Below are 14,523 nucleotides of genomic sequence, written 5' to 3'. Positions count from 1 at the left end.
CACTCATTTGACCCAGCGCCTTATTTCATTTGCGCAGCACTGCTTTTTTTGTCATTGCTATACTCTGATTTCACCCCTCTGGTGGCCTTAAGGGTACTTTGTGCGTATTGCAACTATTACCAATGTCGCCTATGTCGCGACGGTTATTCTGACGCTCGCCTCCGGCGTGGCGCTGTTTATGGCCTCCAGCGCCGACCGCACGGAGCGTAAAGCCGTAGAGCAGCGCTATGTGCTGGATAAACTCACCGAAGAGATTGAAATCGAAGCCTTCGCCTTAAGCGAACTGGCGCGCTCGATCGTCATTAATCCTGATGCTGAGGAGATCCAGCAGCTGAAAGCCGGATTCGCGAAAGAGCGGGAGCTGGAAAAACATCTGGTCGCCGTGAAAGATGTCGGCGCCTCGCCGGATGAGCTGCTGCTGTTACGGGACGGGATGGTGGTGCTCAAAGCGCTGGAGGATGAGCAGCAGGCGGCGCTGGCAGCAGTGGAACGGGGCGCTGCGGCGGAAGGGATGAAAATTGTCTTCAGCGCCGATTACGAGCAGCAGCTCGATCAGGTGCAGTATCGCTTCGATCACTTCCGGCAGCTGCTGGATCAGCGGGCGCAGGTCGCGATCGGCGAGGCGACCAAAAAATCCCAGTGGCTGCGCTCATTATCAGAAATCATGGTCGGCCTCACCGCGCTGCTGTTCCTGTTTGTGCTGGGCTTTATTATCAAGCACCGCATTCTGCGCCCGGTGGTGACGCTCAGCGATGTGGTTAACCGTCTCGCCTCTCAGGATTACGACGTCGAAGCGCCGGTGCTGGCGCAGGTGGATGAGATCGGCGACATGGCGCAGGCAATCCGCATCTTCCGTGAGAACGGCCTGGTCCGCCAGCGGCTGGAGCGCGAGCGCGATGCCGACTGGGTGACGCGCAATCTGCTGGCCCGCATGACGCAACGGCTACAGGGCTGCGACTCCAGGGACAGCATTCTGAAGGTGATCGCCCTGTTTGTGCCGCAAATTATCCCGGATATGAGCGGGCGGCTGTATATGCTCGATCGGCGCGCCAACCGTATGGTGTGCATGACCAGCTGGCTGTCGCCCTCCGGTGACGACACGCCCTTTACCCCGGATCACTGCTGGGCGCTCAAACGCGGGCAGCTTCACAGCCCGGCGCGGGATACGGTGGATGTGCCCTGCGAGCATTTAACGCCCGACGTCGCTGACAAGGCGATCTGCGTGCCGTTAATCGCGCAAAACAATATTATCGGTCTGCTGACCTTCGAGAATCGCGCGCCGGAGAAAGAGCCGCCTTACACCTATCTTGAACTGATCGCCGAAACCCTGGCTCTGTCGCTGGCTAACCAGAAGCTGCGCGATACGCTGACCGAGCGGGCAATGTACGACTCCCTCACCGGGCTGCACAATCGTTATCATCTGGAAGAAACCCTGCGAACGCTGCTGGGGCGCGCCGAAGCGAAGAAAAGCGTGCTCAGCTGTCTGATGATCGACATCGATCACTTCAAACGCCTCAATGATACTTACGGGCATGAGGCGGGGGATCAGGTACTGCGCGAGACGGCGCGGGTGATCCAGCATGCCTTAAACGAGCGCGGCATGGCGTTTCGCTATGGCGGGGAAGAGTTCCTGGTCATCCTGCCGGAAATGAACGAAGCCCAGGCGCAAAGCGTCGCCAGTAAGCTACTGCTGGCCATCTCAACGCAGCCGATGATCTACGAGACGCAGGACATTGGCCCGGTATCCGTTTCCATCGGCATCGCCACCTGGCCGGTGCACGCCCGCGCCGATAATTTGATCCGTACCGCCGACCTGGCGCTCTATCTCGCAAAAGAGCGTGGCCGCGGACAAATCGTGATGGCGAAAAAAGGCGAGTAGGGGCAGCGGCTATTACCGGGAATTAGCTCTCTTTTATGATGATGCTCTGCTGTTTATCGCCGCCCGCTCTCCGTTAGGCTAAGGGTAAATTGATGACCCAGTGAACCTGACATGACCCAGCCGACAAAAGAGCAAGTGATTGACGCGTATCGTTTGATCCGCACAGAACAACCCTGGAAGTTTGATGCCTCCGACCTGTCTCATCACCGCGTGCTGCCCTATGCCACGCGGTCGCCCTGGTTAGATGATCCTGAGTTTTTAAGCCTCTACGAAAAAATTAAAGGGCATACGCTGGTCGATTTGTACCGCTGCTATGAATTATGGCTGTTGGCAAAGCAGACCGGTAAAGTTGAAGGCGTGGTGCTGGAAGTGGGCGTCTGGCGCGGCGGCACCGGCGCGGTCCTCGCACAGGCCACCAAAGCGCTGGGTAAAAAAGTCTATCTTGCAGATACCTTTACCGGCGTGGTGAAAGCCGGGGAGAAAGACACGCTGTATAAAGGCGGTGAACATGCGGATACGTCGCTGGCGATAGTTAACGCGCTTATGTCGTCACTGGCGATTGATAATATCCAGATCCTCGAAGGTATTTTCCCGGACGATACCCAGCATTTACTGCCGGAGAATATTGCCCTGCTGCACTGCGACGTGGATGTGTATTCTTCTACGAAGGATATTGTTGACTGGTGTCTGCCGCGCATGAATACCGGCGCAATGCTGGTATTTGATGATTACGGCTTTTTTGGCTGCGAAGGCGTCACCACGTTCTGCGATGAATTAAAACTGCGCAACGATCTTATTTTCACGCACAACCTGAACGGTCACGCGGTATTTGTGAAAATCTGAATACAGTCGCTGGATAATCAGGCCCAACGGTAGCGTTGGGCCTGAAAAGCGCGATCAACAGAGACGAAGCGTTAATTACATTTTCCTGTCGGGGCTTTCAGCGGGCCGCACTTATCGAAGTCCTGCAAGATATAGCCTTTGTTTTGCATGCAGCTTTCAAGCCTGCTGATTCGCTTAGTATGCCCCTCTGAGGTTTCACCAGGACGGAGTTGGTTGCGACTGAAATCATCCGGCGCGATGTTTTTATCCAGCCCGCAGCTGTAGAGATCCCGCGTACGCTGCGCGACGTCGGTATGTCCGAGCTGGCCCGGTTTCTGAATGGTATGCGCATACGGCGGGTGGCGGAAATTGGATGAATCCATATCCGCCACAACGCACCCTGTAAGCATCAGCCCTGCGGCGGCCAGGCATACAACATGCCGGATCGCCATTAGTCTGTGCATAACCCGGTAGGGGCTTTCAGCGGGCCACAGTCATCAAAACCGTAAACCTTATAGCCCTTGCCTTTCATGCAGCTCAGCACTTTATTGCGTCGTGCATTGAACTGTTCAGACGTTTCGCCCGGATAAGAACCGTTCAGGCTCCAGTGCGGATCGTCAAGATCCACTTTTGGGTTCACGCCGCAGGCATACAGATCGGTTTTGCGCTGCTGCACGTTAGTGCGTCTGGCGGCGTCAGGTTTCTGGAACAGTTTAATCCACGGCACATAGTCGTAGTTAGAAGAGTCCATATCGGCGACCACACAACCAGTCAGCAGATAACACAGCAGCAGCACAATTTTGGGCATTCTGGCTCCTAGTTGCATTTACCGGTGGGCGCTTTTAACGGACCGCACTTATCGAAGTCCTGCAGGATATAGCCTTTGCTTTGCATACAGCTTTCAAGCTTGCCGATTCGCTTAGTATGCTCTTCTGAGGTTTCGCCGGGGCGAAGCTGGTTACGACTAAAATCATCTGGCGCGATGTTTTTATCCAGCCCGCAACTGTAGAGATCCTTTGTACGCTGCGCGACGTCGGTATGTCCGAGTTGGCCCGGTTTCTGAATAGTATGCGCATAGGGCGGGTGGCGGAAATTGGATGAATCAAGATCCGCCACCACGCAACCTGTAAGCGTTAGCGCTAATGCCGCTACCATGCCTGTACGAAATATCATAAGTCCACCTTAGTGAGAGGCATTAAAAATAAAGTCCAGCAGTTCCGGAGAAACCACTTCGCTCATCGCGAATGGCGCAGCCAACGGAATTGCTACCACAGTCCATGTCTCAGCAGCGCCTTTGGTAAACGGGCTGCGATCGCGCGAGGTATTGCCTTCGTTGTCATAGAATCCTGGCAGCTGACCGCCAATTAAATCGTGTGTTCCGGCAAATGACTCAACTATCGTATCCCCTATATCGCCCAGGAAGGAGCCCGGTTTATATTCGCCGAAAGGCACCAACAAGCCGCCCGTGGCCTGGAAGCCGCCTGTTGGCCCAAACAGACTTTTAGCTTCCGGGCTTTCTTCCAGGAATTTTTCAATAGTAGGGTATTGGGGCGTTCCTTTATAAACAACCATACCGCGTTCATCGCGTTTTAGGACGGTATTATTGTTTTCAACAACCGTCTCGCAGCGTTCATTGTTATCTCCGCAAATAGCATCCAGGCCGATCCTTACCCCGCCTGCTTTAATACCGTCATACAGTCCGTTACTCTCGCCGGAAACATTGGTATAAATCTTTTTACCGTCGGTAATACCGTCAAACAGCAGGGAATTATTAATTGTCTCCTCACGCATTTTCGTCGCTGCGAGAGAGAGTGTCCCCTGGGTAATAGCCGCGTCCGGCGAACCGGCTACCACGCCCACCAGCGTTTGCAGGAAGCGACGCTGATACTGAAGCTTATAGACTTCTGCCAGCGCGGCATCGCGTTTTTCGACATCGCCAGACTTGATCGCCGCCTGCAATTCAGCGCGCGCCGCTGCCTGCTTACCATCCAGATAAGAATTAATCTGGTTGTTAGCATTCTCTTTGAAATCGCGCGTCACTTTCACCTGCAGGTTCAGCTCTTTCAACACCTTGTCTTTATCAAAGTTGTTTGCAAGCTTACCGGAGTTCGCGGCGGCGGTTTCCGTGGTGATGACGGTTTTGACGCCTTCCACGGCCTGCTGCTGATCGGCAGGGCGGGTGACGGTGATATTGCTGGTATTGATACCGCTGCGGGTGACCGAGCTTTCACTGCCGCTGTCATGCCCGATACCAAAGCTGACGTTCTTATCCAGCGAGGCATAACCGTTTGCCGGTACGTGATAACCTTCTTCGGTGGTGACGGTTTTGTTGCTCTGGCGGGTAGCATGATAGCCCAGGCCCAGATCGGCGTTCATGCTCATGGAGCCGCCAATGCCAAAGCCGTTGCCTTCGTATTCAGAGCGGTTATTGATATCGCTCCAGCTTAACGTACCGGTACTGAACTGATTTCTGCCTGCCAGTTCGGCGCTTTCGCTGGAGGTGATCAGCCCGCCTTTCAGGTCGGTATGATCTTTCACGTTGATGTTATAGCCGTTTTCACCTGCAAAGATGCCGGACTGCTCCTGCACCGAGGCGTAATCAGCATTGACCTTCGACTGGCCGTAGTTGCCCGACGCGGAGAAACCGTAGCCAACCGTAACCTGGCCGCCCATATCTTTCTGCTGACCGTTGTAACGCGAGGTATCCTGGAGGCTTTCGATATTCAGGTTTTCCGCCGTAATATCCACGCCTTTGCCCAGCACCTGGCCGCCGCGCAGCGTGGTGGTGCCGCCACTGGTGATGGAGGTGAAACCATCCAGATCGCCGACATGGCTGTTGCGCCAGTAAACGTCGTCGCCGTTGCCATAGCCTTTGCCTTTGGTAGCGCCTGCGGTGACGCCGAAGGAGGCGCCGCCCTGGCCGTAGCTCACCGCCACCCCGGCGTTCCAGCCGCTGGATTTATTGTCGCTGCGGGAGTGGCGCTCCTGCTGCGCGGCAACGATATTGACGTCGTTATCCGCAAACAGCGTGGTGCCCTGTTTGCCGCTGACGTCAGAGCCGATGATATTGATGTCGGATTGCTCGCCGCCGGTCGCCACCACCACCGCTTGTTTCCCGGCGTTCACTTTACTGGCGAGTGCGCTGGTGCTGGTGGTGTCTTCGGTATTGGTCTGCTTGCTCTGACCGTAGGTGAGGGACACGCTGACGTTCTGCGCCACTGCCTGCGCGCCGTTATCCATCACGCCCTGCGCGGCGTTCATCATGGTGCTGGCAGCCCGCGCGCTGTCCCACGCGGCGTTGGCGGCGGCCAGCATATTGATGCGATCGTCGTTACTCTTGCCGACGGCCTGCGTGGTGTTGATGACGCTTTGCAGCGCCTGCACCACCGGCACGTTCACTGCCAGCGTAAAGCCTTTCTGCTCAAGGGTACGTTTGTACTGCGAGGCGTAGGTGTCCTGCGCGGCTTCGATGGTGACGTTTTTGCCCTGAATGCCGACGTTGCCGTTCGGCGAGGCGACGCTGCTGCCTGTCTGACGGTAGTCGTTACCGGCAATCAGCACGGTATCCCCTTGCAGGCTGCCGACCATCGATCCCTGACCTGCTTTCGCCTGGCTCGCCTGTTCGGTGGTTTCCTTGCGCGAGCCGACGGTAAAGCCGATGCCGCCGGAGCTTAACAGGCCGGATTTTTTCTCCTGTTTGAGGTGCGTTTCGTCGTTGCGGCCGCCCATGGTGGTGAGGGTTAAATCGTTACCCGCGCGCAGCGCCACGTCGTGAGTACCGACGACGCTGCTGCCCGCCACGGTCAGATCGTTGCCCGCCGCGATGTTTACCGAACCGGCGCTCAGCTCGCTGCCCTGCACCTGCTGACGGTCAATGGTGTCGCGGGTAGTGGTGGTGGTTTTCGACAACCAGCCGTTGCCGCCCACCACTTTATGCCGTTCGTCCAGCGTGCTGTCGTTCAGCACGCCTTCGATGTTGACGTCATGACCGGCATTCATGGCCAGCGCGCCGTCAGATTTCACCGCCGCGCCGCGGGCATTAATGTCATTGCCCGCGCCCATCACCACGCCGCCGGTGGCGCTCACCAGGCTGCCGGTGTGATCGCGGCTGCCTTGCGTCAGGGTGTTGTCTGCATCCCATACCAGCTTATCGCCGCGCGCGGTGGTGACGGTATCCAGGTTCAGATCGCGTCCGGCCACCAGCTGCGCCTTGCCGTTTTCACCGCTGGCGATCACCTGCGCGCCGGTCAGGGTAATGTCGCGCCCGGACTGCAACGCCAGTTTGCCGTCATCCCCCTGCACGTAAATACCGGAAACGCTGTTGATGGTGGTACGGGTGAAGCTGTTATCACCGCTAACACTCTCAGCGCTTCTCACCGTGCTGGTGACGTTAATATCGCGGCCCGCGTTTGCCAGCAGGGTATCGTTGCCGACAATGGCTCCGTCGATACTGTTGATGTCGCGGCGGGCATTAAGACGCACATCTGCGCCCTGGATCAGGCCCGCCTGGTTGGTGATGTTATCGGCGTCCAGTTGCAGCACGCGGCGTCCGGCGATGGTGCCGGTGTTAAACAGATCGCCGTTGAGCTTCATCGAGACGTTATTACCGGCGATCAACGCGCCGGAGCCGTCGATGTCTCCCGGTTTCACTTTCGCGTACACCTGCGGGATCAGCACGTTCTGCATGGAGCCGTCCGGCATCTGCACGCGGGTATTCACCAGCCAGACAATGTCGCCGGTCAGCAGCGCCATCTGCTCCGGCGTCAGCGCCACGCCCAGTTTCAGCGAGTACTGTTTGCCGAAGGTGATGCCCTTATCCATCAGCGCTTTGAACTGCTCTTCGTCGTTGTTGTAGCCGTCGAGGTAGCGCTGACCGGTGATCCCCACCACCTGCTCGCGTACCAGCCGCTGCTCGTAGTAGCCGTCGCCCAGACGTTTGATGGTGTTATCGCCGTCGTTGGTGAAGGCGTTTTGCATATAGTCGCTGCCGAGCCACTGGCGCTCGTTGGTAAAGCGCGGATCGGTTTCCACCAGATAGGGCACGTCCGCCGACGGGTTCACTTTAAACAGGCTGTTGTCCGGCAACGTAGTATTGGCGCCGATAATGCGGATCGCCCCCTGCGCCGGGTTCACTTCAAACTGTTGACCGGCTGGCGGCGTGACGGGTTCGCCCGGTGAAACCGTCTGCTGCCATGGCGCATGACCGGCATCTTTGACGCCCGCGTTCACCAGATTCGCCCGTTCAATAGTGACGTCAGTCCCCGGCGTTTTCAGCGGATTGAGGGAGATGTTGCTGCCCTGTACGCTGCCGTTGCTGACCAGCTGGCCCGGTTTCAGGGTGATGGTCTGGATCGCCGTCGGGGGCACATAGGCGGTTCTGTCGTCGCCCTGTTCATCGCTGCCTTTATGACGGATGCGGTAATAGTGGGTGACGGTACCGACGTCGGTGGTGTGGCGCTCGCCGTTTACCGCATCGTTTTTCACCTGGGTCACGCCGTCGATATCAAGCGTCCCCCCGGCGATCACCTGGCTGTTGTCGTTAAACAGCCGATCGCCGGTGATGCTCAGATCGCCGCCCGCGAGGATCTTCGCCGGATCGCTCTCCTGAATGCGCGTCTCTTCCACCGTGCGGGTGTAATCATACTGGTTGAAATTATCGTTACCATGTCCGCTGCGCTCCGGCGTATTGAGGTTGCGCAGGCCGTCGGAGGAGTTGCCATCAACGTAAACGCCTTCATCGCCCGCCTTCCAGCGGTTCGTCGAGCCGGAGTGCTGATACTCGGTGAGATCTTCCTGCGAGACGGTCACCAGCGCGGTGGAGAAATGATCGTTGATGTTGTTGATCTGTCCGGCGTTGATACGCATGTTGCCCGCAGATTCAATGGTGGAGCTGTGGTTATTGATCGTACCCGCACGTCCCGTCGCCACACCTTTATCATCCAGCGTGCCGCCGATCGCCATGTCGCCTGCGCTGTAAATCAGCGCGTGATCGCGGTTATTCAGGGTTCCGACGCCCAGATCCACCCGCTCGCGCCCGGCCAGCGTCGCTGCCGTGCCATTTTCCGTGAGGTTATTAAAGGTTCCGGCATTAATGCCCACCGCATCGCCGTAAATACGACCGCTGCCGATATTGTTCAGGGTCCCGGCATTGATGCGGGTCAGGCTGCCGTCGATCAGACCACGGTTATCCAGCGTCCCCTGTGCGTTCAGGGTGTTACGCCCGGCGGTGATCTCGCCGCTGGCGGTATTGGTAATATTCTTGCTCTGCACGTCCAGCGCGCCGCCCGCCAGCAGTTTGCCGCTGTTGGTCAGATCGCCTGCGGTGGTCACAGCGGCGTTGCCGTTGGCGGCGATGGTGCCGCTGTTATCCAGCGACTGCCCGCTGTTGAGCGTCATATCGCCCAGCGACAGCAGCTGACCGCTGCCGTCGATATAATCTGCGTCTACCGTCAGCTGTTTACCGGCTTTCGCGGTGCCGCCCTGGTTGCGTAGTTGCAGCCCGTCGCCGCCCAAATCCAGCAGGCCGGAGGAGGCCAGCGCCCCCGCGTTATTATTAAGCTCGCCGTTGTTACGCACGGTGAGGGCGTCGTCCGCCAGAATGCTGCCGCTCTGGTTATTCAGGCTGCCGGTGTTGAGCGCCACGCGCTGGCCTTCCAGCCCCTGATTGTCCCCCAGCGTGTTCTGGTTAATAAAATTAACGGCGTTGACCGTCACCGCCTGGCCGCCGCGGATCAGCCCCGAGAGGTTATCCACCACGCCGCCCGCGCTGTCGAGCAGCAGATCGCCTACTGACTGGATCTGCCCGCCGCTGTTTTGCAGCTGATTGCTGTGCAGGCGGGTGGCAGATTCGCCGATCACCCGACCGCCGTTCTGGTTATTGAGCGTGCCGGCATCAATATCAGCCACACCTTTTGCCGCCAGCGTGCCGCCCGCATTATTCAGCGCGTCGCCGGAAATATTCAGCGCCCCGAGGCTGTTTAGCGTGCCGCCCGCGTTGTTCAGATCGCGGGTGGTGACGTTGACGCCGTTGCCCTGCATCAGGCCGGAAGCGTTATTCAGCGAGGCAGCAGGGGAGAGGGCGAGGCCGTCAGTGGCGACCAGCTGTCCGTCGCGGTTATCCAGCGTCTTGCCGTCAAAGGCGATATTTTTACCCGCCAGCGCCACGCCGCCGACGTTATCAAACGCGCCTGCTGCCAGCGTCATATCGCCCAGGCTTGTGATGCCGCCTTTATCTCCGCTGTTACGGTTGCTCAGGGTGTCGGCGCTGATACGCAGCGCATCGCCGCTCTGGATCAGCCCGCCGTCATCATTGGTCAGGGTGGTGCCGTCGAGGGTCAGCGCCTGCTGCGCCGCCAGTTGCCCGCCCCGATTGCTCAGGGTGGTGGCGTTGATAGCCGCCGCGTCGCCGCTGACCAGCGTCCCTTTCTGGTTCAGTACCTGATCCGCATTGAGCGTCAGCGCCTTGCCTGCGCCCGTGACCCCGTCGCGGTTATCCAGCGTGCCGCCGTTGAGGTTCATGAGGTCGCCGGATTTCAGCGAGCCGTTCTGGTTTTTGAGGGTGGCGAAACGCGCGTCCAGCGCCTGTTCAGAACCGAGCTGGCCGCCGGTGTTGTCAATATCGCCGCCGGTAAGGGTAAAGTTGCCGCCGCTGGCGAGGAAGCCGTCCTGGTTATTGATCGCGCCGCTGCTGAGATCCAGCGCGCCGTGGGAGAGCAGCGATCCGGCCTGGTTGTTAAGCGTGCCGTTGTTGAGCGCAAGGGTCGCGCCATCCGCAACAATCACCCCCTGCTGGTTATCCAGCCCGGCGGCATTAATACGCTGAGTTTTCGCCGCTTCGATACGCCCACGGGTGTTGTTCAGGGTTTGTGCGCTGCGAATATCGCCATCGCCCGCCGAAGCGGAGATCAGGCCGTCCTGATTAGTGATCGTCCCGGCATCAAGGCTGGCGTTACCCGCCACCGCCAGCAGCTGGCCGCCGGTGTTATCAATGGACTGCGCGCCCAGCTGCATATTGCCGTTGGCGGCGATCTGCCCCTGCTGGTTATCAATGCTGCCCGGCAGGTTAACGGCCAGGGTGCCGCTGCCCGCCTGAATAAGTTTACCTTTCTGGTTCGACAGACTGCCCGCGCTCACCGTGAGCGTATCGGCGCTCAGACTGCCGCCGTTATTGTTGAGCAGTTTACCGGTGCGGGCGGTGACCTCGCTGGCGTTAACCTGGGCATTTTGCGTGTTCAGATCCCCCGCGCCGCCATCCAGCACCACGCGTTTTGCCTGAGTCTGGCTGCCGCTGACGTCCACACCCTGGCCGCGCGCGCTGAGGTTGCCGCCTGCCAGCGTCTGCCCGTTGGCGGTCAGTTGTCCGCTGGTATCCAGCTGTAAATCACCGGCATCCGCCAGTTTACCGTCGTTATTCACCCCGGCCGCCAGCACGCTGTTTTTGCTGCTGGACAGGGAGGCGGCGCGAACCTGCACGTTGTTACCAGCGGTCAGTACGCCGCTGTTGCTGAATTCGCCCGCCGTCTGCACGGCGACGTTTTCACTGCCGCGGGTGATGCCGCTGTTTTCGATGCGTCCATCGGCGGTCAGGGTAACGGTACCGGCCTGCGCGCCAATGGCTCCGGCGTTACGCACGCCGACGCCCTGTTCGGTGCCGACCATGCGGATCTTACCGGCGTACATCCCGCCGAGGCTGGAGACATCCACCGCCAGCTGCGGACGGGTGGCGACATCGTCGCTGCCTTTGCTGATCTGCTCATGGGCGGCGTCCACCTGGTTGCGCCCGGTGGTGACTTTCAGATCCTTAGCCCACAGGCCGGCGTTCACTTTCACCGAACGGGCGATGATGTCGGTGTAATCCGCGCCTGAGGTGTCCATGCCTGCGCCATCCACCACCACTTCACCGCGTTCAACGTTATAGCCGGTCAGGTTGCCGTTGTTCATCTGCGCCTGACCGGTGGTCAGGGTGGCGCGGTTGGTGTTGATAAAGCCGCAGCCGCTACAGGTGATGCCTGCCGGGTTGGCGATCACCACCTGGGCCTTTTGCCCGGCGACTTCGATCATGCCGTTGAGCTTGCTCGGATCCCGGGAATTGACCTCGTTAAGGATGACCTTCGCTTCGCCTCTCGCCAGCCACGGGTTGGCAGACACCATGCCGCCCAGCTGCGTCTGCACATTTTTATGGGAGTTGTTAAGGATCGCCCCCTGCTGGTTAACGTCAAACTTGCTGTAATTGTTGCGCGACACGCCCGCCGCCGACGGCGTCTGGATATTGACCTGCGTGGTGCCGTTGGCGCTGTTGAGCACCGTCGGCTGCTGGTTTTTCGGCGCGCCGGCGTCGGCGATAATATCCGCCTGCGCCGTGTGCACCACGCCCATCGCCAGCCACAGGCTGAAGCTCAGCGCGCTGACTTTGCCGACAAGACGGCTGTGCGTATGGCCGATGCCGGAAGAACGGGAAGAACCCGCACGGCCTGAGCGGGCGATGTCGGCCACCACCATCAGCATGCCGCGTGCTTTGTTGAAAACGATGCGGTACAGGTTCTTATTCATGGTGCATTCCTTTAAAAACTTCCGGCAGGTTGACGCTTAACGGATGGGCGTGCTGCCAGGCTTGTGCTTGTTCGCGGCTGACGTGGTTGCCGTGCAGCATCACCACGCGTTTGCCGAGTTGCTGCCCGCGATGGTGCAGGGCGCGCAGACAGTGATCGGGAAAGAGATCGCGGCGCATCAGGCTGCCCATCGCCGCGGTATGGCCAAAGGGGGCGATCCAGTCGATACACCACATGCGATCGCCGGAGGCCCAGTCTTCATCACGCATTTCAATGGCCGGGCGAGTGAGGTAGCGGGCTTCCGACTCTCGATCGAGCCAGGCCCAGCTGAAAAAGAAAATCGGCTGTTCGTCTTTCGCCACCAGTACGTACTGGCGGCGTTTAATGATCGGCAGCAGCAGCGTCGGCAGCGCGTGCAGAGGCGCATCCCGGTGCAGCGGGGAGTGCATCCACAGCCAGACGCTGGCGCCCAGGACTTCGGCTTCGTTCTCATCGCCGCCGAGGATCAGCGGCGCTTTGATGTCATACTCGCCAACGCGCATTACCAGCTCCAGTTCAGGTTAAACCCGAGGGTGGTGGAACTGGTGCGGAATCCGTCCGGCTTCGAGAACGGACGTCCGGCGAACAGGTCATAACCGGTGTTAAACGCGCTACCGCGCAGACCGACCACGCCGCCCGCCAGATGCTTGCCGATGAGATATTCCGAACTGTAGCCGCCCACTTCGCCGTAATCTGCGCCAAGATAGAGTTCCTGATTGGGAACGGGCGTGCGCCAGGCGACATCGTTACGCACATACCAGCCGTGGCTGGCGCTCAGCGTACGTTCGCCGTCAAAGCCGCGCACCGTCCAGCGGTTACCAATGGCGAACTGCTCCTGCGGCGTCAGCGGCGTGTTGCTCATCTGACGTTGATACTGGACGTTATAGCGGAACTGCTGCGAGCCAAGCTCAAACGGCAGATCCAGCCCGGCGCTGAGCTGAATGATTTTGCTCAGGGCGGTTGCGTCACCAAAATACTCTTCCGGCGCAGGCTGCGCGCCAAACCAGCGGGTGCCGCGCTGATAGCTGATCCCGGCATCCAGCGTCGCCTGACCGATATAGTGGCGGTGCTGCAAGCCGGCGCGCCAGGCGGCGGTCTGGCGATGCTGTACACCGACTTCCGTATCATCGATATAGTTGCGGGTTTCGCGGGTCAGGATCTCATAGCTAAATGAGGTTTTCTGCGAGCCGCTGCGGTGCAGCACACGGCTTAACTGCACGTTAAGGTTTTTGCTTTTGCCGCTGTAGCGGTAATCGGCGTTCTCACCGGCAACCGTCTGATGGTAATCAAAATCGCTGCCGGTGACCCCCAGCATCCAGTAACCGAAGGGCACGGAGTAGTGCGCGGTATAGTTCTTGCTGCCTTTGCCACCCTTGTTATCCAGATCGTGACTGGCGGAGAAGTATAAAAGATCGCTCAGCGAGAAGGGGTTATCCAGCGACAGGGTCGCGCCGCCCTGATAGCGTCCGGTGGTTTCGGTGCCCGAGTCATCCAGCGACAGGCCCAGACGCCACATTTTCGATTGCTTACGAGTGATGACCACATCGCTCTCGCCAGGTTTCTCGCCGGGGACAATCTCCATGCTCGCCTCGACCGTAGGCAGACGCTGTAAGTTTTCCAGCCCCTGCTCGATATCGCGCAGATCCAGCAGTTTGCCTTCGTGCGCCGGGAAGGCGCTGTAAAGCTGGATATAGTCGTCGCTGTCATCAGTCAGTGCTACGTGACGAATATTGCCCGGCACGATAGCCAGCTTCAGGGTTCCGCTTTTCAGATCCTGCGATGGGGCAAGGACACGGGTGGTGATCCAGCCGTGATCGACGATGCGGTTTTGCAGGGTGCTCATCAGCAGGTTAATGCCTTTCCCGCCCAGACAGCGACCCTCCGCCTGGCTGGCGATATGCTGTAACGGCAACCAGCGCGGCAGGGCATCTTTGCCGCTGATTTCAACGCGGTTAATGGCAAAGCAGGGCGTTTCGGTCGGGAAATTAATGCGCCCATAACCGGTAGAGGGTTCGGATAAACGAACGTCCGGGGTCTGTGGCGTTAGCTGCTGCTCAATCGCTCTTTGACGCTGCTGCTGAATAATAAATTGATTATCAGGCTCAGCGGCAAAGACGGAAAACGGAAATGGCAGGCTGCTAACAGCCGATATTATTATCGCTATTTTATGTGACGAATTCATCGGACGTTCCGCGCTGTGTAATAAAAAAGGAAGCAATGTGAAGATATGTAAAA

General features: G+C 58.8%; 8 protein-coding genes. 2 read left to right on the top strand and 6 right to left on the bottom strand.

The features are described 5' to 3' along the window. The first annotated feature begins 100 nt into the window (after positions 1 to 100). Both ACQUTD_RS00275 and ACQUTD_RS00270 read left to right on the top strand, forming a co-directional pair. Entirely contained in the window at positions 101 to 1,879 is a 1,779-nt protein-coding gene (locus tag ACQUTD_RS00275) for a diguanylate cyclase (RefSeq protein ID WP_473276626.1), read from the top strand. A 111-nt stretch (positions 1,880 to 1,990) separates the two neighbouring features. Continuing rightward, positions 1,991 to 2,722, top strand: a complete 732-nt coding sequence (locus tag ACQUTD_RS00270; RefSeq protein ID WP_318364514.1) for a TylF/MycF/NovP-related O-methyltransferase — start codon at positions 1,991 to 1,993, stop codon at positions 2,720 to 2,722. Between the two features lie 71 nt (positions 2,723 to 2,793). Here ACQUTD_RS00270 and ACQUTD_RS00265 read toward each other — a convergent pair whose 3' ends face one another. The 6 genes from ACQUTD_RS00265 to ACQUTD_RS00240 form a co-directional block, all read right to left on the bottom strand. Then, complete coding sequence (locus ACQUTD_RS00265) at positions 2,794 to 3,084, bottom strand: hypothetical protein (RefSeq protein WP_473276624.1); 291 nt, start codon at positions 3,082 to 3,084, stop codon at positions 2,794 to 2,796. Between the two features lie 68 nt (positions 3,085 to 3,152). Next, positions 3,153 to 3,509, bottom strand: coding sequence for a hypothetical protein (locus ACQUTD_RS00260; protein WP_473276622.1), 357 nt, complete (start codon positions 3,507 to 3,509; stop codon positions 3,153 to 3,155). A gap of 8 nt (positions 3,510 to 3,517) precedes the next feature. Next, positions 3,518 to 3,874 (bottom strand): hypothetical protein, encoded by a 357-nt coding sequence (locus ACQUTD_RS00255; RefSeq protein ID WP_318364510.1) that lies wholly within the window; start codon positions 3,872 to 3,874, stop codon positions 3,518 to 3,520. A 9-nt stretch (positions 3,875 to 3,883) separates the two neighbouring features. Continuing rightward, positions 3,884 to 12,250, bottom strand: a complete 8,367-nt coding sequence (locus ACQUTD_RS00250; RefSeq protein ID WP_473276620.1) for a two-partner secretion domain-containing protein — start codon at positions 12,248 to 12,250, stop codon at positions 3,884 to 3,886. Beyond that, the gene (locus tag ACQUTD_RS00245) at positions 12,243 to 12,791 is read right to left on the bottom strand and encodes a toxin-activating lysine-acyltransferase (protein WP_318374260.1); all 549 of its coding nucleotides are present in this window, start codon (positions 12,789 to 12,791) and stop codon (positions 12,243 to 12,245) included. Before ACQUTD_RS00245 ends, ACQUTD_RS00250 begins: the two co-directional genes overlap by 8 nt. Beyond that, positions 12,791 to 14,470, bottom strand: coding sequence for a ShlB/FhaC/HecB family hemolysin secretion/activation protein (locus ACQUTD_RS00240; protein WP_318364508.1), 1,680 nt, complete (start codon positions 14,468 to 14,470; stop codon positions 12,791 to 12,793). Before ACQUTD_RS00240 ends, ACQUTD_RS00245 begins: the two co-directional genes overlap by 1 nt. Positions 14,471 to 14,523 lie beyond the last annotated feature (53 nt).

It is taken from the genome of Enterobacter sp. K510, from assembly GCF_055804875.1.
This window is presented reverse-complemented; position numbering and strand designations above follow the sequence as displayed.